18 protein-coding genes are annotated in these 21235 nt (G+C 34.4%); 8 read left to right on the top strand and 10 right to left on the bottom strand.

Annotation, left to right across the window (positions count from 1 at the left end; all coding sequences use genetic code 11):
- Positions 1-315 precede the first annotated feature (315 nt).
- Both AC1B0Z_RS15665 and AC1B0Z_RS15660 read left to right on the top strand, forming a co-directional pair.
- Positions 316-810 (top strand): RNA polymerase sigma factor, encoded by a 495-nt coding sequence (locus AC1B0Z_RS15665; protein ID WP_483793121.1) that lies wholly within the window; start codon positions 316-318, stop codon positions 808-810.
- A gap of 3 nt (positions 811-813) precedes the next feature.
- Complete coding sequence (locus AC1B0Z_RS15660; RefSeq protein ID WP_483793120.1) at positions 814-1458, top strand: hypothetical protein; 645 nt, start codon at positions 814-816, stop codon at positions 1456-1458.
- Between the two features lie 122 nt (positions 1459-1580).
- On the opposite strand, the gene AC1B0Z_RS15655 is transcribed toward AC1B0Z_RS15660, so the two are convergent.
- The gene (locus tag AC1B0Z_RS15655; protein WP_483793119.1) at positions 1581-2180 is read right to left on the bottom strand and encodes a pseudouridine synthase; all 600 of its coding nucleotides are present in this window, start codon (positions 2178-2180) and stop codon (positions 1581-1583) included.
- Positions 2170-4473, bottom strand: coding sequence for a type IA DNA topoisomerase (locus tag AC1B0Z_RS15650; protein ID WP_483793117.1), 2304 nt, complete (start codon positions 4471-4473; stop codon positions 2170-2172). The genes AC1B0Z_RS15655 and AC1B0Z_RS15650 overlap by 11 nt, the downstream gene beginning before the upstream one ends.
- 266 nt (positions 4474-4739) lie before the next feature.
- Between AC1B0Z_RS15650 and AC1B0Z_RS15645 the strand changes: the two genes are divergently transcribed.
- Positions 4740-5363 carry a porin family protein gene (locus tag AC1B0Z_RS15645; RefSeq protein ID WP_483793116.1) on the top strand — a complete coding sequence of 208 codons (624 nt, stop codon included), beginning with the start codon at positions 4740-4742 and terminating at the stop codon, positions 5361-5363.
- A gap of 363 nt (positions 5364-5726) precedes the next feature.
- Here the strand turns inward: AC1B0Z_RS15645 and AC1B0Z_RS15640 are convergent, their stop codons facing one another.
- The gene (locus AC1B0Z_RS15640; protein WP_483793114.1) at positions 5727-7931 is read right to left on the bottom strand and encodes a RecQ family ATP-dependent DNA helicase; all 2205 of its coding nucleotides are present in this window, start codon (positions 7929-7931) and stop codon (positions 5727-5729) included.
- Positions 7932-8183: 252 nt separating this feature from the next.
- On the opposite strand from AC1B0Z_RS15640, the gene AC1B0Z_RS15635 reads away from it, so the two are divergent.
- The 3 genes from AC1B0Z_RS15635 (at position 8184) to lptB (ending at position 10974) form a co-directional block, all read left to right on the top strand.
- On the top strand, positions 8184-9101 hold the full coding sequence (locus AC1B0Z_RS15635) for a KpsF/GutQ family sugar-phosphate isomerase (RefSeq protein WP_483795327.1): 918 nt from the start codon (positions 8184-8186) through the stop codon (positions 9099-9101).
- A complete protein-coding gene (gene tatC / locus AC1B0Z_RS15630; RefSeq protein ID WP_483793112.1) occupies positions 9101-9928 on the top strand; it encodes a twin-arginine translocase subunit TatC in 828 nt (275 codons plus the stop codon). Before AC1B0Z_RS15635 ends, tatC begins: the two co-directional genes overlap by 1 nt.
- 305 nt (positions 9929-10233) lie before the next feature.
- Positions 10234-10974 (top strand): LPS export ABC transporter ATP-binding protein, encoded by a 741-nt coding sequence (lptB, locus tag AC1B0Z_RS15625; protein WP_483793111.1) that lies wholly within the window; start codon positions 10234-10236, stop codon positions 10972-10974.
- On the opposite strand, the gene AC1B0Z_RS15620 is transcribed toward lptB, so the two are convergent.
- Together AC1B0Z_RS15620 and AC1B0Z_RS15615 are read right to left on the bottom strand one after the other, a co-directional pair.
- Positions 10971-11870 (bottom strand): DUF808 domain-containing protein, encoded by a 900-nt coding sequence (locus AC1B0Z_RS15620; protein ID WP_483793109.1) that lies wholly within the window; start codon positions 11868-11870, stop codon positions 10971-10973. The two genes, lptB and AC1B0Z_RS15620, sit on opposite strands and share 4 nt — an antisense overlap.
- Positions 11871-11883: 13 nt before the next feature.
- A complete protein-coding gene (locus tag AC1B0Z_RS15615) occupies positions 11884-12612 on the bottom strand; it encodes a CDP-alcohol phosphatidyltransferase family protein (protein WP_483793107.1) in 729 nt (242 codons plus the stop codon).
- Positions 12613-12777: 165 nt separating this feature from the next.
- Here AC1B0Z_RS15615 and AC1B0Z_RS15610 point away from each other — a divergent pair, with 165 nt between their 5' ends.
- Positions 12778-13875, top strand: coding sequence for a putative type IX sorting system protein PorV2 (locus AC1B0Z_RS15610; protein ID WP_483793106.1), 1098 nt, complete (start codon positions 12778-12780; stop codon positions 13873-13875).
- The gene (locus AC1B0Z_RS15605) at positions 13872-15053 is read left to right on the top strand and encodes a lipoprotein N-acyltransferase Lnb domain-containing protein (RefSeq protein ID WP_483793104.1); all 1182 of its coding nucleotides are present in this window, start codon (positions 13872-13874) and stop codon (positions 15051-15053) included. The genes AC1B0Z_RS15610 and AC1B0Z_RS15605 overlap by 4 nt, the downstream gene beginning before the upstream one ends.
- Here AC1B0Z_RS15605 and AC1B0Z_RS15600 read toward each other — a convergent pair.
- Genes AC1B0Z_RS15600 through AC1B0Z_RS15580 form a run of 5 tightly spaced genes read right to left on the bottom strand, consistent with a single transcriptional unit; the run spans position 15040 to position 20959 of the window.
- Complete coding sequence (locus AC1B0Z_RS15600) at positions 15040-16431, bottom strand: sugar transferase (RefSeq protein WP_483793103.1); 1392 nt, start codon at positions 16429-16431, stop codon at positions 15040-15042. The genes AC1B0Z_RS15605 and AC1B0Z_RS15600 overlap by 14 nt on opposite strands.
- Before the next feature lie 55 nt (positions 16432-16486).
- Entirely contained in the window at positions 16487-17497 is a 1011-nt protein-coding gene (locus AC1B0Z_RS15595) for a glycosyltransferase family 4 protein (protein ID WP_483793102.1), read from the bottom strand.
- A 6-nt stretch (positions 17498-17503) separates the two neighbouring features.
- Positions 17504-19093, bottom strand: a complete 1590-nt coding sequence (locus AC1B0Z_RS15590) for a hypothetical protein (RefSeq protein ID WP_483793098.1) — start codon at positions 19091-19093, stop codon at positions 17504-17506.
- A complete protein-coding gene (locus AC1B0Z_RS15585) occupies positions 19090-20028 on the bottom strand; it encodes a glycosyltransferase family 2 protein (RefSeq protein ID WP_483793097.1) in 939 nt (312 codons plus the stop codon). Before AC1B0Z_RS15585 ends, AC1B0Z_RS15590 begins: the two co-directional genes overlap by 4 nt.
- A complete protein-coding gene (locus AC1B0Z_RS15580; RefSeq protein WP_483793094.1) occupies positions 20012-20959 on the bottom strand; it encodes an O-antigen ligase family protein in 948 nt (315 codons plus the stop codon). The genes AC1B0Z_RS15585 and AC1B0Z_RS15580 overlap by 17 nt, the downstream gene beginning before the upstream one ends.
- Positions 20960-21235: the final 276 nt, after the last annotated feature.

Genomic DNA, 21235 nt, shown 5'->3' with positions numbered 1-21235 from the left:
AACCAAACGTATTCTAAAACCTTAACAACTATTTTTTTCCTATATTAGCATAAGTCCTTCCTAAAAAAATCACTAAAAACATTAAAATATCACTCATAGATTTTATCTATACTAATATGTTATTTAATTAATAACCAAATTATTACACATACTTATATAAACTTTTAATTTACTTTAAACTTTTTATCATTACAATTGTATTAATTCCTGTAAAAACACCTATTTTACATCAAATGAAATTCAAAAAAAATTAAAAAACAGTGTAACGAATCAAAATTAAAAGCTACTTATACTATAACTAAACCATCAAAATATTTGAATACAGAACTGGAACATAGCTTTGTTGAATTGTTAGAAAAACATCAAAACATCATACATAAAGTATGCAGGTTGTACACTAATAATTACGATGCGCATAATGATTTATTTCAGGAAATAACCATACAGCTTTGGAAAGCTTATCCGAAATTTCGTGGTGATGCTAAGTTTAGTACTTGGATGTATAGAGTAGGATTAAATACGGCGATTACCTTATACCGAAAATCGAAACGCAGAGTGAGCACTCAAGATTTTGAGGGTGTTTCATTTAAGATAAAAGCAGAGGAATATGATGATACTGAAGAGGAACAATTAAAATTACTATACAAAGCCATACACCAACTAAATGACATTGAAAAAGCATTGGTTTTTCTGTATTTGGAGGATAAAGATTATAGAGAAATAAGTGAAACACTTGGTATTAGCGAAGTAAACGCACGAGTGAAAATGAACAGAACGAAAACTAAACTAAGAAACATACTAAATCCTTAGCCTATGGACGGATTAGATTTATTGAAGAAAGACTGGGAAAAAAGCGAAAGCAAGTACCCAAAACTTTCATACGACGAAATTTACAAGATGATACTCAAAAAGTCATCTTCTATTGTAAAGTGGATATTTTACATTAGCCTACTGGAATTTGCATTTTGGTTTGGTATAGCATTTTTATTAAAAGACACATCATTTTCAGGAAAAATGGAAGCGCTTGATTTAGATGCTGTATTAATACCTATTTCAATTATTAGCTATGGTGTAATTTTTTATTTTTTCTACCTTTTTTACAGAAATTACAAGAATATCTCCTCTACCGATAATGCCAAAGTACTCATGGAAAACATTTTAAAAACCAGAAGAACCGTACGGTATTATGTTATTTTTAACCTAGCATCTATTGTTTTTGGAGCTATTCTAGGCACTTACTATGCCTTTAATCACGATCCAGAAACGATTGAAAAAATGCAGCAAGCTACAACTAACGGAGATCAATTCGCTATGTACGCTATCTCTATTATTATCCTTTTGGGAGTTTTAGCTTTAGCTATTGGCCTCCTATTACTATTTTATTGGCTAGTTTACGGTCTTTTACTAAGACGTCTTAAGCACAATTATAAAGAGCTCGAAGAATTAAAAAGTCATTAAAACCAAAAACTCAATGAAAATTCTTTCATAGTAATATGTTTGTATTTAGTATTAATTTAAAACTTCATATTATGATAGCAGCACTAGCTAAAGCAATTATTGATCTTATTTTAGGTTAGCAATTAAACCTTATTTTTATTTTCATAAAGACAAGGTTCGTTTAATAATTTCCTTACCTCACCAACCCGCATATTTCCTAAAAGAATAACACCAACCCTAACCCTAACCAATCGCAACGTTGGAAAGCCAACAGCCGAAGTCATTTTACGTACCTGCCTAAATTTTCCTTCATTTAAGGTGATGGACACCCAAGATACGGGACCATGGCGTGCGTCTCGTATTTTTTTAGAACGCTCTGGTAAGTTGGGCGCTGTGTTTAGTTTAAAAACTTTACAAGGCTTTGTTTTGTATTTCTTGCCATCAAAACCTATTTCCACCCCATTTTTTAACTGCCCAATAGCCTCTTCTGAAATATCACCATCCACCAAAGCATAATATTCTTTATCCACTTTTTGACTGTTGATGTAATCGCTCATCTTACCATCTGTAGTGAGCAATAATAAACCTTCGGACTTTTCATCAAGCCTGCCAATAGACATTATCCCTTCTGGAAAATCATGAAGTTCGCCCAAAAATCGTTTGGATTGTTGCTTTGAATCGTTGCTCGTAAACTGACTCAAATATCCGTATGGCTTATAGATTATAAAGTGTTTATGTTTCACTTAAAACAGAAGAATTCAAAATTTCGGCAATTAACGCTTTTGTTGGATTTTGTCCATTTATTTTTTGCCTTACAACATCAAAAGACACCTTAAAATCACAACCGGCTTTGTAGTCACTGCATCCATAAGCTGTTTTACCTTTTAGCACCGTTCCTTTTTGGCATTTGGGACATAACAAGGTGCCTTGTTTTGGTGTTTTACCATTTTGTTTAGGCTCTAATTTAAGCTTGAAATTATCATCAAAACGCACCAACCCTTCAGTAGCTCCAGAACTTGTCTTAAACCCTTTTAAATTAACCGTAGACCCTTTTTGAAGTAACCTAATAAATTGTTTTTCTGAAATTTTCTTTCCTTCGAACTTAAAAGGCATCACAAAATTGCACCCTTCTTTAAAGATACTACACCCATAAGCTGAATTGCCTTTTACAATGTTTCCCATTTTACATTTTGGACATTGCTCTACAGTAATTCCTGCTTGCACCTTAGCCCTAGACTTGGCAACTCTTTTCTTTTGGTTCGCCTCATAGGAAATGTTGGCGCGTTTTGTTTCGCTTCGCACTTCATAAACTAAGGCATCTACCATACGTTTCATATTCTTTATAAATGCACCAGCACTATACCTCCCTCTTTCAATATCTTTTAACTGCTTTTCCCACTTCCCTGTAAGTTCAGCAGATTTTAACAGGTCGTTTTGAATCGTTTCAATAAGCTGTATTCCCGTTTCTGTTGGCAGTACCTGCTTTTTATTACGCTTTATGTATTTACGTTTAAATAAGGTTTCAATAATATTGGCCCGTGTTGATGGCCTTCCAATACCGTTTTCCTTCATTAAATCCCGCAACTCATCGTCATCCACTTGTTTCCCAGCAGTTTCCATAGCTCTTAATAATGAGGCCTCTGTAAACTGATTTGGCGGCTTGGTTTCTTTTTCTAAGAAAGAGGGTTCATGTGGTCCTTTTTCGCCTTTAGCAAATGTTGGCAACACACCAGGTTCTTTTACTTTCTTATCCGGACTTTCAAAAACTACGCGCCAACCCTTATCCAAAATTTCCTTTCCAGTAGTTTTAAAGGACACATCAGCAGCTGTTCCAATTACAGTGGTATTTGCCACACTACAATCATCATAAAACACTGCTATAAATCGTTTTACAATTATATCATACACCTGTTGCTGGTTGTATTGCAACGTGATTTGCATGCCCGTAGGTATGATGGCGTGATGGTCAGTAACTTTTTTATCGTTAAAAACTCGAGAGGATTTCTTGATTTTTTTCCCAAGAATCGGTTGTGTCAACCGTGAAAAGTCCGTTAGCTTCTTTAGTATCGTCGGCACCTTAGGGTAAATATCACTGGGTAGAAATGTAGTATCTACTCTCGGGTAGGTTACCACTTTTCTTTCGTAAAGTGCTTGTACAATTTTAAGCGTATCATCTGCCGAAAATCCAAATTTTGTATTGCAATACACCTGCAATCCTGTTAAATCAAACAGTTTTGGTGCATATTCCTTCCCTTTCTTTTTAGTAACAGCTATAATTTCAAATTCACTTTCTTTTACTTTATTCGCTAAGGCTTCACCATCTTCTTTTTTAAAGAAACGTCCTTCTTCATAGCTAAACAACGTATCTCTGTAAAGTGTTTGTAATTCCCAATAGGGTTGTGGTTTAAAGTTTTCAATCTCCTTAAATCGATTGACTACCATTGCCAAAGTAGGAGTTTGCACACGCCCAACAGAAAGCACCTGTTTGTAACCACCGTGCTTAACCGTAAACAATCTGGTCGCATTTATCCCAAGCAACCAGTCGCCAATTGCCCTAGAAAAACCAGCGTAATACAAATTATCATAATCTGAAGCTGGTTTAAGATTTTCAAAACCCTCTTTAATGGCCTCTGAAGTTAAGGATGATATCCATAAACGCTTCACTTCACCTTTATAATGAGCTTCGTTCATTACCCAACGTTGAATGAGTTCTCCCTCCTGCCCTGCATCCCCACAGTTTATGATGACTTCAGCTTTTTCGAATAGTCCTTTTATAATGTTGAACTGTTTTTGAATTCCTGAATTTGAAGACACTTTTACCTCAAACTTTTCAGGCAACATGGGCAAATTGTTTAAATCCCAGCTTTTCCAATAGGGTTTATAGTCCACAGGCTCTTTAAGCGTGCATAAATGCCCAAAGGTGTAAGTAACCGCATAACCATTGCCTTCAAAATAGCCATCACGCTTGCTATTTGCGCCCAATACGGCAGCAATTTCCCTAGCAACACTTGGTTTTTCAGCAATACAGACTTTCATACTTTATTTAGATTCCCGCTTTCGCGGGAATGACAGTTTTATTTAAAACTTCTATGTTACACATAGAAAAGTTCTTTTTTAAGCGTGCAAAATAACTATTTGTCTATGTTTTTAAAAAGGGAGTTATTAGGAGTTATCAACGAGTTTTTAGTTGGTTTCCGATACTTGATTTTGTCAGAAAAAAACGATAAATTCGTTTATCGAACGTTAGAGTTCATTAAAACGCGACTGTATCTAATCAGTGGCAAACGTTAAAAACAAACAAAATGACAAAAAAGAAAACCCTACTAATTATTTGTACTATTTTATTATCTTCAATCTCATTTGCCCAAGAGAAAATTTTAATTGGTATTAACGGAGGAGCTACAAATTCTCATATAAGAGGAAATACTCTAGCGGATGCGGGAGATTCAGGTTTAGACTTTTTAGTTGGTGGTTCTTTAGAATTTCTTATGAGTGAAAAATTTTCCGTTAAAACTAATCTAAATTACGAACGAAAAAGCACAAGCGCGAACAATCCACAATTTCAAAATGCAGAAGTTAGAAACACTTATAGTTATTTGTCTCTTCCTGTTTTAGCCAAGTACAGATTTGGTAGCTCTAGTGACTTTTATATCAATGGCGGCCCCTTTGTGGCTTTTTTGCTTAATACAAGATCAAAGTCTGATGGGTTTCCGAGTACAACTTTTACCGATTTGAATAAAACTATAGATGTTGGATTATCTTTTGGAGTTGGAAAAAGATTTAATGTTTCCGACCGAAACTATTTAGATTTAGAAATTAGAAACAATCTTGGACTTGTTAATATAAGTGCAGTTGATGTTATAGATGACGGAACTTTGAAAACGAACTCGCTGAATCTAATTTTGACTTATAATTTTTCATTATAACAATAACGTTTGTCAACACCATGCATATCTCATTGCAGCTGAATGCCTAATCGGAATTCCTTGTAATTTACTATCTTTCGGTTACGGCGGAAAATCATAGCTGATTTTCCGCAACGAGCCATACACAAACCTTTCCAAAAAGAAATATTTCCCATTTTGAAAATGAAGCCAGCAAATAAGTCCACTTTGGGTTTGAATCCTTCTACTCCGCTAAGCACCGGCTCTATGTTTGCAATCTACAACGCAGGAGGGATTGAGTAATAAAATGCATACTATAGTTTAAAACAGAAAACAATAAACAAAGTCCGAACAGCCAGAAGAACCACCCTACCGACAAGCAGAGATCAAATAGCAGAAACCTAATTAATTAGCAACCTCGCTTATAAATTTAATTCTATATAAGCGCAATTCTTCGTCGTCATAATCGCCATCAAATTCTTCCATGGCGTCTTCAATATTATCAGTTTCAGATTCCATAAAATACTCATGAATCTCTTCTTGCTGGTCTTCATCCAAAATTTCATCAATCCAATAATTGATGTTTAATTTTGTACCAGAATAGACGATGGCTTCCATTTCCTTAATAAAGTCTGGCATTTCCATTCCTTTTGATGAGGCTATGTCGTCTAGAGGAAGTTTTCTATCCACATTTTGGATAATGTATAACTTGTTGGCAGAATTACTACCAGTGGATTTCACTACCAAATCGTCTGGTCTGGTAATATCATTTTCTTCAACATAATTAGCGATAAGCGCAACAAAATCCTTTCCATATTTTTTGGCTTTACCATCGCCCACACCATGAACATTGCTTAACTCTGAAAGATTTATGGGATATTTTAATGCCATATCTTCCAACGAGGGATCCTGAAAAATCACAAAAGGTGGCACGCCCAGTTTTTTTGCGTTTTTTTTGCGTAAATCCTTCAACATTCCCATGAGCTTATCATCTGCAACGCCTCCCCCACCTTTAGCATTTGTGATAATACCCGAATCTTCTGTATTTTCATCAAACACATGATCTTCCGTCATCATAAAAGATGTTGGTTTTTTGATAAACGCTTCGCCTTCCTTACTTAATTTTATCACACCGTAGCTCTCAATATCCTTCTTTAAATATCCCGCAACGAGCAATTGCCTTAACAAAGCCATCCAGTATTTAGAATCTTCGTGCTTTCCGTTTCCAAAAAACGGCTGTTCATTGGTTTTATGGGAGTTTATAAGTGCATTTTCCTTACCAACAATAACATTAACAAGGTCCTTGGATTTATATTTGGCATTTGTACCGCTTACGATATCCAATAGAATTTTAGCATTGTCCTTAGCTTCGGTCTGTTTTTTAGGGTTACGAACGTTATCATCCATATCTCCACCTTCACCGGTGTTGTTGTCAAATTCCTCTCCAAAATAATGAAGAATGAATTTACGCCTAGAAATTGAAGTTTCGGCAAAAGCCACTACTTCTTGCAAAAGCGCATGACCAATTTCTTGTTCTGCCACAGGTTTTCCAGACATGAATTTTTCTAACTTTTCAATGTCCTTGTAAGCATAATAAGCCAAACAGTGGCCTTCCCCTCCATCTCTACCAGCACGCCCAGTTTCTTGATAATAACTCTCAATACTTTTAGGGATATCATGATGAATTACAAAACGCACATCGGGTTTATCAATTCCCATCCCAAAGGCAATAGTAGCCACAACTACATCTGTATCTTCCATAAGAAACATATCCTGATGGCTGGAACGTGTTTTAGCATCCAATCCTGCATGGTATGGCACTGCCTTTATACCGTTAACCTGTAGTACCTGCGCTAGTTCTTCAACACGCTTTCTACTTAAGCAATATACGATACCAGATTTACCTTCATTCTGTTTGATGAATCGAATAATATCTACATCAACATTTTTCGTTTTAGGCCTTACCTCATAAAACAAATTTGGCCTATTAAAAGATGCTTTAAACGTTGTAGCTCCAGAAATACCTAGGTTTTTTATGATATCTTCCTGTACTTTGGGCGTCGCGGTTGCGGTTAAACCAATAATTGGAATATTGTCTCCTATTCTCCCAATGATATGCCTAAGATTTCGATATTCGGGCCTAAAATCATGCCCCCATTCACTAATACAATGTGCTTCGTCAATAGCCATAAACGAGATTTTTACAGAACGTAAAAAATCTACATTTTCTTCTTTGGTTAATGATTCTGGCGCAACATAAAGCAGTTTCGTAACGCCATTTGTAATATCTTCCTTAACACGCTTTACCTCAGTTTTATTAAGAGAGGAATTTAAAACATGTGCAATTCCGTCATCATTAGAAACACCTCTAATAGCATCAACTTGATTTTTCATCAAAGCAATAAGCGGAGAAACCACTATTGCTGTACCTTCCTGCATTAATGCCGGTAATTGGTAGCACAACGACTTACCGCCTCCAGTTGGCATTATTACAAATGTATGGTTCCCTTCTAAAATACTTTTTATGACGTCTTCTTGAAGTCCTTTAAATTTATTGAATCCGAAATACCTTTTTAATGCATCGTGCAAATTGGCTTTTGCAATGGACATAAAACTTTTAAAATTGGTTAACTAATTAATTATCATACGTTGTTGCTGCAGGCTACTAATTTAGCAATCGATATGAAGAGCCCTCATTCTTTTTTTCGTTAGTTTTGTAAACGAAATTTGAATTTACGATAAAATTTTAAATTGGCTATTGTTAAAGATAACAAAATCTTTAATTGAGTCCAATTACTATAAAACTTATATATTTTGACTAGCAAAGCAGAAATTATTGATGTGGCAAGACAAACTATGGAAATGGAGGCTAAGGCCATTTTAAATTTGTCCACTTTAGTTGATGAAGATTTTGCAAATGCTGTAGAACTTATTTTTAACTCTAAAGGACGCGTTGTAATTACAGGTATTGGTAAAAGTGCCATTATTGCTAGTAAAATTGTGGCAACACTTAACTCAACGGGCACACCTGCTATTTTTATGCACGCCGCTGATGCTATTCATGGCGATTTAGGATTGATTTTAAAAGATGATGTGGTAATATGCATTTCTAAGAGCGGTAATACAGCCGAAATTAAAGTTTTAGTGCCTCTTATAAAAAGTGCGGACAACAAAATGATAGCCATTACCGGTAACAAAGCCTCTTTTTTAGGAATTCAAGCAGACTATGTATTGAATGCCTTTGTTGAAAAAGAAGCCTGCCCAAATAATTTGGCACCAACTACCAGTACAACTGCCCAATTGGTTATAGGAGATGCACTAGCCGTTTGTTTGTTGGAAAAACGTGGCTTTTCAAGCAAAGACTTCGCAAAATATCATCCAGGTGGTTCATTAGGAAAGAAACTATATTTAAGAGTAAATGATATTTCCTCTGTAAATCAAAAACCAAAAGTAAATACTAGTGCGAGCATTAAAGATGTTATTGTTGAAATCTCTGAAAAACTACTTGGTGTTACCGCTGTTGTTGAAAATGATAAAATAGTAGGCGTGATTACGGATGGCGATTTACGTAGAATGTTAAGCAAAACAGATGATTTTGCAGCTTTAACCGCAAAAGATATCATGAGTGAGAACCCAAAACGTATTTCCCCTGATGCTATGGCCATTGATGCCAAAGAAATTATGGAAGACTACGGCATAACGCAATTATTGGTAGAAAACAATGGAAAATATGATGGTGTAATTCATTTGCATGATCTGGTAAAAGAAGGCATAATATAATGGCAAAGAAAGATGTAAACGAGATGTCTTTTTTGGACCATCTTGAAGAATTGCGATGGCATTTAATACGTATTGTTTTAGCTATTGTTATTGTGGGATCAATAGCTTTTATATCAAGCAGGTTTATTTTTGAGGAGATTATCTTTGCCCCTTTAGAAATGACGTTTCCCACGTACGATTTTCTCTGTAAATGTGCCAATTTTATTAACGTAGAAACCACTTTCTGCGGTGAAAAAATTCCCTTAATTTTACAAAACAGAACCATGGCAGGACAGTTCTCTGCTGATATCTGGACAGCCATCCTAGGCGGCTTCATAATTTCATTTCCCTATGTTATTTTCGAATTGTGGCGCTTTATCAGTCCAGCTATGCATGCCAACGAACGCAAACACTCTAGAGGTTTTATCATTATATCCTCTTTCTTATTTTTCTTAGGTGTGTTGTTTGGTTATTACATTATTTGCCCACTATCCATCAACTTTTTGGCTAATTACAGCATTTCCGCTAAAGTAGATAACCAAATAGATATTAGCTCCTACATAGGTTTAGTAAGAGCCTCTGTTTTGGCATCAGGCTTAGTATTTGAGCTTCCTATCATCATCTACTTTTTAACCAAAGTAGGTTTGGTAACACCAGAGTTTCTTAAAAAATACAGAAAGTATGCCCTGGTTATCGTATTGATACTTTCGGCAATTATAACACCGCCAGATATTGCAAGTCAAGTAATAGTAGCAATTCCCATTCTAATACTTTACCAAATAAGCATCTATATTTCTAAAGTAGTCATTAAAAATCAGCTTAAAAAACAAAGAAAAGGTATGGTATAATTTTAGGGCGCTACTCCACCCTTCGACAAGCTCAGGGTAAAAGGGGGCTGGTCTGCCTGTCGGCAGGTAGGCTTTACGCTAATAGTTTTGGCTTCCCGCTGCAGCGGGACCAAAAGCTGCCACATCGGTTGCTGAGGCACTCGAAGCACAATCCCAAGCGCACCTATCTGCCAGTAAAAAGCATTACCAAACTATAGTAACTATTTGCAAAGGTTTATTGCCAGAAAAACAACAAAAACAGTTAACGAAACGTTATACCTACAGTTCAATTTCCACAATTAATTAAAATTTCCGTAATTGCACCCATGATTCTACGAGCCGAAAATTTGATGAAGTCCTATAGCGGACGAAAAGTGGTAAAAGACGTTTCCCTTGAAGTAAATCAAGGCGAAATTGTTGGTCTTCTTGGACCAAACGGAGCGGGAAAAACCACATCGTTTTACATGATTGTAGGATTGATAAAACCTAATGGCGGCCATATCTACTTAGATAGTACCGAAATAACAAAATACCCAATGTACAAGCGTGCACAAAACGGTATTGGATATTTGGCCCAGGAAGCTTCGGTCTTTAGAAAACTTAGTATAGAAGATAATATTTTAAGCGTGCTGCAGCTTACCAAGTTGAGCAAAAAAGAGCAGCGCATGAAAATGGAATCTTTAATTGAAGAATTTGGTCTTGGCCATATCCGCAAAAATAGAGGTGATTTGCTGTCAGGTGGAGAACGTCGCCGTACAGAAATTGCACGTGCATTGGCTACCGACCCAAATTTTATTCTTCTGGATGAACCTTTTGCAGGTGTAGACCCTGTAGCAGTAGAAGACATTCAGCGTATCGTAGCACAACTCACCAAAAAGAATATTGGCATCTTAATTACCGACCATAACGTACAGGAAACCTTAGCGATTACCGATAGAACCTATTTAATGTTTGAAGGTGGCATTTTAAAACATGGTATTCCTGAAGATTTAGCCAACGATGAAATGGTGCGAAAAGTATATTTAGGACAGAATTTCGAGTTACGTAAAAAGAAGATTCGGGATTAATCCTTCTTTTCCCCTTTTACTTTTTTCAATAAAAATTTAAAGCCCTTAACTACAATTAGGGCAACAAAGCCTACAATTAACCCAACTGCAAATTCTTTTAATATGGAAGGTAGTTTTATGTCTTCAATCAAATGGTGTATATAATCTAAATTATGAATAAAAATGCCACCAGCAACCAGAATTAAGGCAATAGTACCAATTACAGCTAAACTTTTAATAATAACAGGTAACGCCCTAATCAAAAAATTGCCAATATAAGTGGATATACTTTTCTTATTTTTGCCAAACTTCACCAATCGATAACCTAAATCGTCCATTCTTACAATAAGCGCCACAATACCGTAAACACCAACGGTTGCAATCACACATACAATTGAAACGACAAGAATTTGGAACAGTATAGGCTTTTCTAAAACCGTTCCAAGCGCAATAATTACAATTTCAACAGATAAAATGAAATCCGTAAAAATAGCCGACTTTATCTTCTTTTTTTCGACTTGTACACGTTCCTCGCTTGACAGTTCTGCTTTTAGATCTGCAACATTTTCTTCCGCATGGTCATGTGGTACAAAAACCTCATATATTTTCTCTGCGCCTTCAAAAGCCAAATAAATGGCACCTAAAATTAAGGATAGTGTTACAGCCCATGGCGCAAATGCACTGAGTAAGAATGCTATGGGTAATATGATGAGCTTATTAAGTGCAGAACCCTTGGTGATAGCCCATAAAACTGGCAACTCCCTAGAAGACACGAAACCTGTGGCCTTTTCTGCATTTACAGCTAAATCATCTCCTAAAATACCTGCTGTTTTTTTTGTGGAAATTTTACTCATTACCACTACATCGTCCATTAAAGCTGCAATATCATCCAACAATGCAAAAAAACCTGATGCCATATTCCCTGTGAAATTATTTTGAGGTTAAGTTGTCTAAAACCGACATTGCAATATAAAGCAAAATAATGACTGGAATTGCTGCAAAATGAAGTACAATAAGCAAAACCACACACAAAATAATAAAGATATATCGTGTGGCGTTGGTCTTAAAACTATAGTCTTTAAATTTTAGGGCAAACAACTTAATATTTGAATTTAAAATCCAACAGCTAAACATTGTAACACCTATTAAAAACCATTTATTTAATATGACACCGTTAATGGTATCATTATTTTGAAACTCTAAAATTAGAGGTAGAGAAATGATTAATAGGGCGTTTGCCGGTGTTGGTAATCCTTTAAAATAGCTTTGTTGCTCTGAATCTATATTGAATTTTGCTAGACGATAAGCCGAGGCTAGTGTAACCGCAAGTCCTACGATAGAAAAAGTTGTAACACCAAACAGAATATCTGCACTATCTCTTTCAACCCAATCTAATTCTGCAATTTGAAATAATTTATACATCACCAAACCTGGTACCAAACCACTTGTAACAACATCTGCCAAGGAGTCCAATTGTAACCCCAGTTCGCTTTGTACATTTAAAGCCCTTGCCGCAAAACCATCAAAGAAATCAAAAAATATCCCTAAAAAAACGAATAGTGCGGCCCCAACGAAATTACCGTTCAAAACATAAATCACTGCGATACTGCCGCAAAATAAGTTAAGAAGTGTGAGTGCATTAGGTATGTATTGCTTCATGGAGTGAAATATATTGGTAAAAATAGTAAACTATTTTTCTTGGTTGCAAGTAACAAAATTTATGCAGAAAATAGTAGCTCTAAACAACAAATAATACCCACAATCGTTATATGTACGCGCGTGATGCCTCCTTTTCAAACTAAATTTTATGATAAAACTGGTATAATGTGCATCTTTGTAAAAAAATTGCGATTGAGACATTACATTACTGTATTATTTAGCTTAATAGTGCTGTCCGCCTCCAGTCAAACCGTTAGAAAGTATTCCAACGAATTTATGAATATTGGTGTGGATGCCGCAGCCTTAGGTATGAGTAATGCTGTTACAGCCCATGCCTCTGATGTTAATGCTGGATACTGGAATCCCGCAGGTTTGGTGCATATTGAGGACAATCAATTGGCATTGATGCATTCTAGTTATTTTGCAAATATTGCCAATTATGACTATGCAGGTTTCGCTATGCCATTGGATGATAGAAGTGCAGTTGGTATTTCCTTAATACGCTTTGCTGTAGATGATATTTTAAATACAACTCAGCTCATTGATGAACAAGGAAATATCAATTATGACAGAATAAGTTTATTCTCTACTGCCGATTATGGATTGACGTTTTCCTATGCTAGAAAGTTACCCGTACAAGGCTTGAATTATGGTGTAAATGCTAAGGTAATTCGTAGAATTATTGGTGATTTTGCATCGTCATGGGGATTTGGATTAGACTTTGGAATTCAATTTGAAACCAAAAACGATTGGAAATTTGGGGTCATGGCACGAGATATCACCACTACTTTTAATGCCTGGGCCATTGATGAAAGTGAATTTGCAACCATAAGGGATGCGGTTGAAGGACAAAACCAAGAACTTCCAGAGACAACTGAGATTACCATTCCAAAATTACAGATAGGGATTTCTAAGTTAATGACATTTCATTATGACTATACACTATTGGCTTCAGCTAATTTGAATGTTAGGTTTGAAGAAAACAATGATATATTTTCATCATCTTTTGCCAGTATAAATCCTGCTTTAGGTTTCGAATTTGGGTATGTTGATATGGTGTATCTTCGCGGAGGTGTGGGCAATTTTCAAAATGAACTACAGATTGACAATTCTGAACAGCTAAGCTTTCAACCAAGTTTTGGCGTAGGCTTTAAATATAATGGTGTGCAAATTGACTATGCATTCACAGATATTGGTGATCAAAGTATCGCATTGTACTCCAATGTGTTTTCCTTAAAACTTGATTTTAGTATCTTTAGATGATGCGATATTACTTCTTCTTTCTAGCCGTCTTCTTTTCCTTTTTTCTTCAGACTCAAGAACTTTCAGAAAGTGCCGAAATAAGTGTGCTTACTATTGGTCCTGGCAGCTCATTAAACGATGCATTTGGCCATAGTGGATTTAGAATTCAAGATAGCACAAAAGGCTTAGACCTAGTATTTAACTATGGTGTTTACGATTTTGAAGCTCCAAATTTTATATTAAAATTTGCTCAAGGCAAGCTTAATTATTTAATCGGGTTAAATCGATTTGATGATTTTTATAGGGTTTATACAGACGGGAAAAGAAGTATTAAACAGCAAACCTTAAATTTATCGCAAGCTGAAAAACAAAAGCTTTTTGATTACCTCGTAGAAAATTACAAGCCAGAAAACAGAAGATATTTGTACGATTTTCTATTTGATAACTGTGCTACAAAAATTAAAGATGTTACGAATATAGCTAGTAACAATTCCATAAAGTTTAATATCCCTGATAATTATGAGGAAGTGACTTTTAGAACACTCATACAAGAAAACTTAAACCGTAATTCGTGGGGAAGCCTCGGAATAGACTTGGCCTTAGGTGCTGTTATTGATAGAAAACCCACTCCTGAGCAGCACATGTTTCTGCCAAAAAATATTCACGGGTTTTTTAAAAAAGCAACAAAAGGTATTAACCAAGAACCTTTGGTTAAGAAAAGCAGCGTATTGTTTACAGCAGATAAGCAAGTTTCAAATTCAAACTTTTTTTTAAGTCCATTATTTGTCTTTGGGCTGATAGGATTAATAATTATTTTTATCACTTACAAAGACAATAAAAACCAACAACGCACAAAATTATTAGACATACTTATTTTTGTTTTTACCGGTTTAGCGGGCATCATTATTTTGTTATTATGGTTTGCAACCGATCATCAAACTACACAAAACAACTATAATGTGTTATGGGCTAATCCATTAAATCTTATTCTAGTTTTTCAAGTTTTTAAGCACAAAATGAGCAATTGGTTTAACAAGTATTCAAAGTTTCTGTTGATTTTGCTTTGTCTTATGGCATTTCATTGGGTAACAGGAGTTCAGGTTTTTGCAATAGGATTAATTCCTTTGTTAATCGCCCTTTTTATTCGATATGTTTATTTGATGAAATATTCTAAAACAAAAAGTGCTACTGCCCCCTAAAGAATATTACCGTACTGAGCGTTTTTACCAAAATGTTTACATCCAGCACAAAGCTTCTATGCTTAATATAAAACAGATCGTATTGAAGTTTTAGCAAACTATCATCAACTGATGAGCCATACCTGGTTTTTACCTGTGCCCAACCAGTTAAACCGGGCTTTACTATGTGTCTGGTTTCATAAAATGGTAAAATTTGGGATAGTTCCCTAACAAAATGCGGACGCTCTGGCCTTGGCCCAATAAGGCTCATTTCACCTTTTATCACATTAATAAATTGAGGTATTTCGTCAATTCTGGTATTTCGCATAAACTTCCCAAAAGGTGTTATTCTAACATCGTTTTTCTGTGCCCAAACAGCTCCATTCTTCTCAGCATCAGTGACCATGGTTCTATATTTAATGATGCTAAAAAGATTTCCATTTTTTCCTATGCGCTCTTGCATGTAAAACAGCGGCCCTCTATTGGCAATTAAGTTTCCTAAAAGTACAATTGGTACAAATAATAAACCTAGAATTATTCCAAGAGTGGAAATCAAAATATCAAAAAAGCGATGAAAGAATAAATACATCTTATTTTGATTACTGCGGCTAAAAGGGAAATACTTATAAAAATCCTTTCCTACAAACTGCACAGGAACACGTTGCGTTAATTCCTCGTATACTTGAGTGTATTCCTTAATTGGCAATCCACCTTCCAGAAGTGTAATTAAATCCGTGTAAATATCAGGAGTAATATTTTCCGAATTATAACTTGCGACTACAACTTCGGAAATATTCTCATCTTTTATGATTTGATAAATTTGCTTTGGATGATATTCTCGTAACCCTTTAAATTTAACCTTTTCACTTTTATTAATCTCACAATTAATAAAGCCTACTATTTTATAATTAGGGTCGGCATCATTAAACGTTTTTAAAATTGTAGTTATGTTTGAGGTCTCACCTACCAATAAAGCCTTTTTATAAAACCTTGGAGACGTAACAAAATTTATGTAGGCAAAGCGCCAAATAAGCAACGCCCCCAAAATAGAAATAAAAAAATACAGTATTTGTAACCTATTTTCTGGTAATACTGGAGTTAAAAAAGGGGTTAACAAATAGAATAATACAGTAGTGGATGTTGTAAGCAACACATTCACCCACACTTTTTCAAACTTGCTGGAATTCTGCAAATCGTACAATTCGAAAATGGAGCCAAAAACTGCAATGTATAGCACCAAAACAAGTACCCAGGTCCAGTTTTCTTTAGTGACCGAAAAATAATCGAACTCAAAAAAATTACCTACAAGATATAATAATGACAGTACCGCGACAACATCAAATATTCGTAATAAAATTTTACGTTCAGAAATGTTAAAATGTATACTGTTCTTAGGCATTGGTTGAGAGAGGCTTTAATAGCCTTCCAAATATAACAAGTAATTTTATATAATGTTAGGAAAGAATAGAAATCCATTGGTTTTTAACAACCTCCCAGTCAAACCGCTCCACTTTTTCTCTTGCATTAACTGTAATTTGCTTAACCAGAGATGCATCCTTTTTTAGTTTTAAAATAGCTGTCCTAAATGCCTCAACATCATCAGGTTCTACCAAAATCCCATCAATATTGTCTTCAATCAAAAAGGGCAACCCACCTACATTTGTTGAGACCACGGGTAAGCCTAAGGCCATCGCTTCTATTACACTAATAGGGGTATTATCTATATTGGTAGTATTTATGAAAATATTAAAATTTTTTGCTTTTTTGTGCCATTCTTCTTTTGATAATTTTCCGGTAAATTCCACATCTAAATTCAAACTTTTAGCAAGAGCTTCTACTTCTCTAAAACTTCCGTCGTTATCAGGCCCTATCATGCATAAAGTAGCACTTTGATTATCATCTTTAAGTGATTTTAGTATTTTAACTGCTAATTTTGGATTGTACAAATTTGAGAACGATCGCACCCAAAGCAACCTAATTTCGTTCAATTTCCGTACTTCAAAACCATAGTTCTTTAGTTCAATTGTATTGGGGATATGATTAATATTTTTATATCCCGCTTTTTCAAAAAAGGACATTAAATACCATGAGGGCGCAATATTAACATGTGCATTTTTAAAAATTTGTGATGAAAACTTTGGAGATGTTTTTAATCGATTTGGCAGATTACCACCGTGAAGAATAGGAACATATTTCAACTTAAAATACTTGCATAATCTACTACATACATAGGCGTAGTAGAAGTTATAAGTACTATAGGTATCAATCAGCACATAATCGATAGATTTTCTATGATTGATAATATGATATAGCATATCCAACAATCGCAAAAACTTATTCTTTTTACTTGAAGCTGTTGTAACATTAAAACCCTCAGAACGCAATAAAGCACTTAAGGTATCTATAGTTGTAGCCGTTTTGTTTTTATTTGATAGCTGATTGCCTATGTAAAGAATGTTCTTCAATTGAAACTAGAGCTTATAAAGTTTTAATGTTCTTTCCGTATGGATAAGTTCACATTGTTCAATCTTATTGGGTGTTACATAATAATCTGTCCCAAATAATTTTAGATAATTTATGACCTCATCCATGGTTTTAAAATTATTGATTTTTTGCAGACGTTCTTGCCAATCCATAAAACGCTGTGGGTTACCTTCTATAAGCATTGAAGTTCCTTTTCCATCAAAAATTATAGATCTTTTGGTGGCACCTCTTAATATGTAGCTACCACAGATAACGTCCTCAACATTAGTGTTTTCAGCTATAAATTTTGCCATTCTATCTATGGCTAATTCCTTATCGCTCTCTGTAGTAAATGCACTTAGATTATGAGGTAAAATTGATTTTGAAATGTCATCACCAAAAAACGGTATTGATGTAAATGCATCACTTTGACTAAATACTAATAAGCACATATATAATGCAAAAACTACGGGTAACACTTTTTGAGGTGCTGCTTTAGAAAATAGATAGTCTAACGCATACGCCAGAGCAAAAAACCCAGGAATAATAGCAACTTTTTGCATGCGTATTAATTGAAAAGACATTCTTAAATTCATATCAAAAGTGCCATTGATAGCTCGCTCAACAGGAATACTTAAACTGGGGATTACTATAAGAAAAAAGGTCAATATCAACAATATTTTAGGCTTTCTAATATCTGATTTCGTCTTGATTGCAATAATCAAAAAGTATATTAATGGTACAATAAAAAATAAGCTTTTAAAACTGAGCCATTGCTTTAAGAACAAAATAGGATTCCTGAAATACTCTGGGATTCTAATAATAAAGGCTTGATTAAAAGCATTTAAATCGTAGGTTATTTCAGCTGATATTTTTCCAAAATAGGTGAGAACAAATGGCAAAACTCCTAAACATAGGGCTGTAATTAAAAGCAATAATTTTGAAAATGAGAATACGGCTCTATAATCTGAATAATATTTTAATAAAAGCCCAATAAACAATATAAAAGCTAAAACGCCTCCGAGACCTGTAATAGGATGAAAATTGAAGATTAATCCAATGGCAAAACTTGCCAAAACTAAGTTCTGAAACTTTTTTGAAATTAATAAAAAAGGTATAGGCAGTAATGTGATGTAGACAGTTCTGGGCATGATAGTCCATAAATCTGAAATACCCCAAATTTCTAGTCCCGGAAGCCACACAACTCCTCTAATAATCACAGATACCAGGAGAGCCGCCCAATAATTGTTTACAAATTTATACAATAAAAAAAACCAAAATATGCCAAAAAACAAATGACAAATAAAACCTAAAACGTTTATAGCTTGTACATAGTTATTGTTTGTGAATTTTGCAATAAACCTAAGTGTTTGTACATAAAATGGCGTGTAGTATTTCACATTATTAATATCGTTTACATACAAGTCATTTTTAAAAAGCTCTGGATTATCAAACTTTTGAGCTACTGGAATAATATTTTGAATATCAGAAGACAACTCGCTGTAATTAGCATCCAAATTATCTAAATAATAAGCAATTGATATGGTTAAATTTAAACCAATTACCAGAGCTATTTTTAGCTTATTTAGCGTTTTCATTTTGCAGATTTAGGAGCTTTTATGATATCATAATGTATGGCCTGAAGCAATAATTGAAATCCTAAAATTATAGTAAGCGTTACTAGCATTATGGTTCCTGTTGGTGCGAAGATATCTTTTGAACTATAAAACCACCATGTATAAATACCGTAAATGAATCCGAATAAAAATAACGGTATTCCTAGAAGCAAATACACTGATGACATGTTAAAATCATAAACAAAATAAGTTTTCACGATACGTTTCACGAATGTTTTAAAAAGCCTTGGTAAAAACACAAAAGGCATTTTCCAAACGCTCATATTAGAGGTTTCGTCTACATAAATAGCAGGCATGGGAATATCACTTATTCTAGACTCTTGAAAATATAATTCTGCAATTAAAGACGTTTCGAAGTAATAACGATTTGAAATATTCCTGAAGTTTAAATTCTTGAGGGTTTTAACTTCAACAGCAAAGAAACCATTGGTTGGGTCAAAATTATTCCAATATCCGGTGGCTGCTTTCACTAAAAATGACAATACAAGATTTCCAATTTTTCTAGTAAATGGCATTCTACGTAATGCCTTAAAATCCCTGAACCTATTTCCTTTGGCATACTCAGATTTTTCGTCAATTAATGGCTGCACTAAATCCTTGATGTAGCTGGTATCCATTTGGTCATCTGCATCAACTTTTACAACTATATCCATCTTATCGGCAATAGCCTTTTTAAAACCTTCTTTTGTAGCACCTCCCACACCTAAATTGGTTTCATTTCTAATAATAACCACTTTATTATTTTTATTCAAAATATCAGGTATAGCCTCTGTACCGCAATCATCTATTAAATAAACAGTGCTTATAAACTCTGGCAACTTTTTAACCACATACTGTATATGTTGTGCGGCGTTGTAGTATGGTATAACTACGGCTATTTTACTTTTTTCTAGCATTAAAAAAATAATAACGTGGTGCTATCAACATCACGGTGATTAACAAAAAGTATCCTAAAATAGTAAATAATGAACGGTAAATATATAAATGTTCGCCAAAAAACAAGGTTACCAACATGGCAACTATTAAGCCATTTAAAACTGATTTTAATGACTTTGCCCTTCCAAATTTAAGGAACAAATAATTACTTATCCACTTAAGATAAAAGAATAACCCAACCAAACCTACCTCGTTTATTAAACTTAAATAAATATTATGCGCAGAAAACTGTATAAGCAACCTATTATTTAATCCAATTCCTAGAGGTATAATTAATGGATTCTCTAAAAGATAATATAAATATCTAATTGACAACTGTTTTCTTCCAGATCCTAAATCCTCATATAAATCTACTACATCAAGACTTTCTCCTGTTAAAATTCTTGGATCACTAATTTTATTCACGACCCTATTTTCTATGGTAGTCGTAATCGTTTCTATGAGTTCTAAGTTTAAGAAAAATGCAACTATTACACCAATAGAAATAACTACGGATAAACCGAAGAACTTTTTTGTTCTAGACACAAACAAGTAACATATAAACACCAGAAGCGCCAAGTATGTCGTTCTAGAACCCGAAACTCCAATAGTTGCAAGTGCCACAAGCAATGTACCTATAATTAAAATTTTATTCACCTTTAATTGTGGCTGTAATAGTAGCCCGACGGAGAATATAAATGAGAAAAGCATGTTCATCCCAAGGTTTATTTTATTAGGACCCAATGCGCCAGATAAAAAACCTCCATAGGACATCTTATACACGTCATTCCATAAAAATGGTACAAGACCAGCATGTTGTGCAAAAACCAAAAACCCTTCGGCAATCGCCAATATAAGCACTAAGCTCGCTGCAATTTTATAATTAGAGCGTTTTCGTAAATACATCGCCATAAGTATAGCTGTATAAAAAAAAACTATAAGGTGGTAGTAATACAGGCAGGTTTGAACAAACCACAAAGGTCTTGCCTTATATAGACTAAATATTAAGTTGAATATTAAACTAAATCCAGCCCATAAAATGAAGGTATGCATGTATTTAAAATAAGACTTAGATTTAATATAAACCCTAAATAGCTTGAGATTATTAAATACAATAAACAATATTATCAAACCCGTTATATCATAAAGTCTAAGCTCGTTTTCGCCTATGGCACTATACTTTAAAGC

The organism is Hyunsoonleella sp. J2K-J805, assembly GCF_057167125.1.
This window is presented reverse-complemented; position numbering and strand designations above follow the sequence as displayed.

Bases quoted from the DNA above. Each gene is read 5' to 3' on its own strand.
- AC1B0Z_RS15660 (WP_483793120.1), top strand. From the start codon at position 814: ATGGACGGATTAGATTTATTGAAGAAAGACTGGGAAAAAAGCGAAAGC.
- AC1B0Z_RS15650 (WP_483793117.1), bottom strand. From the start codon at position 4,473: ATGAAAGTCTGTATTGCTGAAAAACCAAGTGTTGCTAGGGAAATTGCT.
- AC1B0Z_RS15645 (WP_483793116.1), top strand. From the start codon at position 4,740: ATGACAAAAAAGAAAACCCTACTAATTATTTGTACTATTTTATTATCT.
- AC1B0Z_RS15640 (WP_483793114.1), bottom strand. From the start codon at position 7,931: ATGTCCATTGCAAAAGCCAATTTGCACGATGCATTAAAAAGGTATTTC.
- AC1B0Z_RS15635 (WP_483795327.1), top strand. From the start codon at position 8,184: ATGGAGGCTAAGGCCATTTTAAATTTGTCCACTTTAGTTGATGAAGAT.
- tatC (WP_483793112.1), top strand. From the start codon at position 9,101: ATGGCAAAGAAAGATGTAAACGAGATGTCTTTTTTGGACCATCTTGAA.
- lptB (WP_483793111.1), top strand. From the start codon at position 10,234: ATGATTCTACGAGCCGAAAATTTGATGAAGTCCTATAGCGGACGAAAA.
- AC1B0Z_RS15620 (WP_483793109.1), bottom strand. From the start codon at position 11,870: ATGGCATCAGGTTTTTTTGCATTGTTGGATGATATTGCAGCTTTAATG.
- AC1B0Z_RS15615 (WP_483793107.1), bottom strand. From the start codon at position 12,612: ATGAAGCAATACATACCTAATGCACTCACACTTCTTAACTTATTTTGC.
- AC1B0Z_RS15610 (WP_483793106.1), top strand. From the start codon at position 12,778: ATGTGCATCTTTGTAAAAAAATTGCGATTGAGACATTACATTACTGTA.
- AC1B0Z_RS15605 (WP_483793104.1), top strand. From the start codon at position 13,872: ATGATGCGATATTACTTCTTCTTTCTAGCCGTCTTCTTTTCCTTTTTT.
- AC1B0Z_RS15600 (WP_483793103.1), bottom strand. From the start codon at position 16,431: ATGCCTAAGAACAGTATACATTTTAACATTTCTGAACGTAAAATTTTA.
- AC1B0Z_RS15590 (WP_483793098.1), bottom strand. From the start codon at position 19,093: ATGAAAACGCTAAATAAGCTAAAAATAGCTCTGGTAATTGGTTTAAAT.
- AC1B0Z_RS15585 (WP_483793097.1), bottom strand. From the start codon at position 20,028: ATGCTAGAAAAAAGTAAAATAGCCGTAGTTATACCATACTACAACGCC.
- AC1B0Z_RS15580 (WP_483793094.1), bottom strand. From the start codon at position 20,959: ATGGCGATGTATTTACGAAAACGCTCTAATTATAAAATTGCAGCGAGC.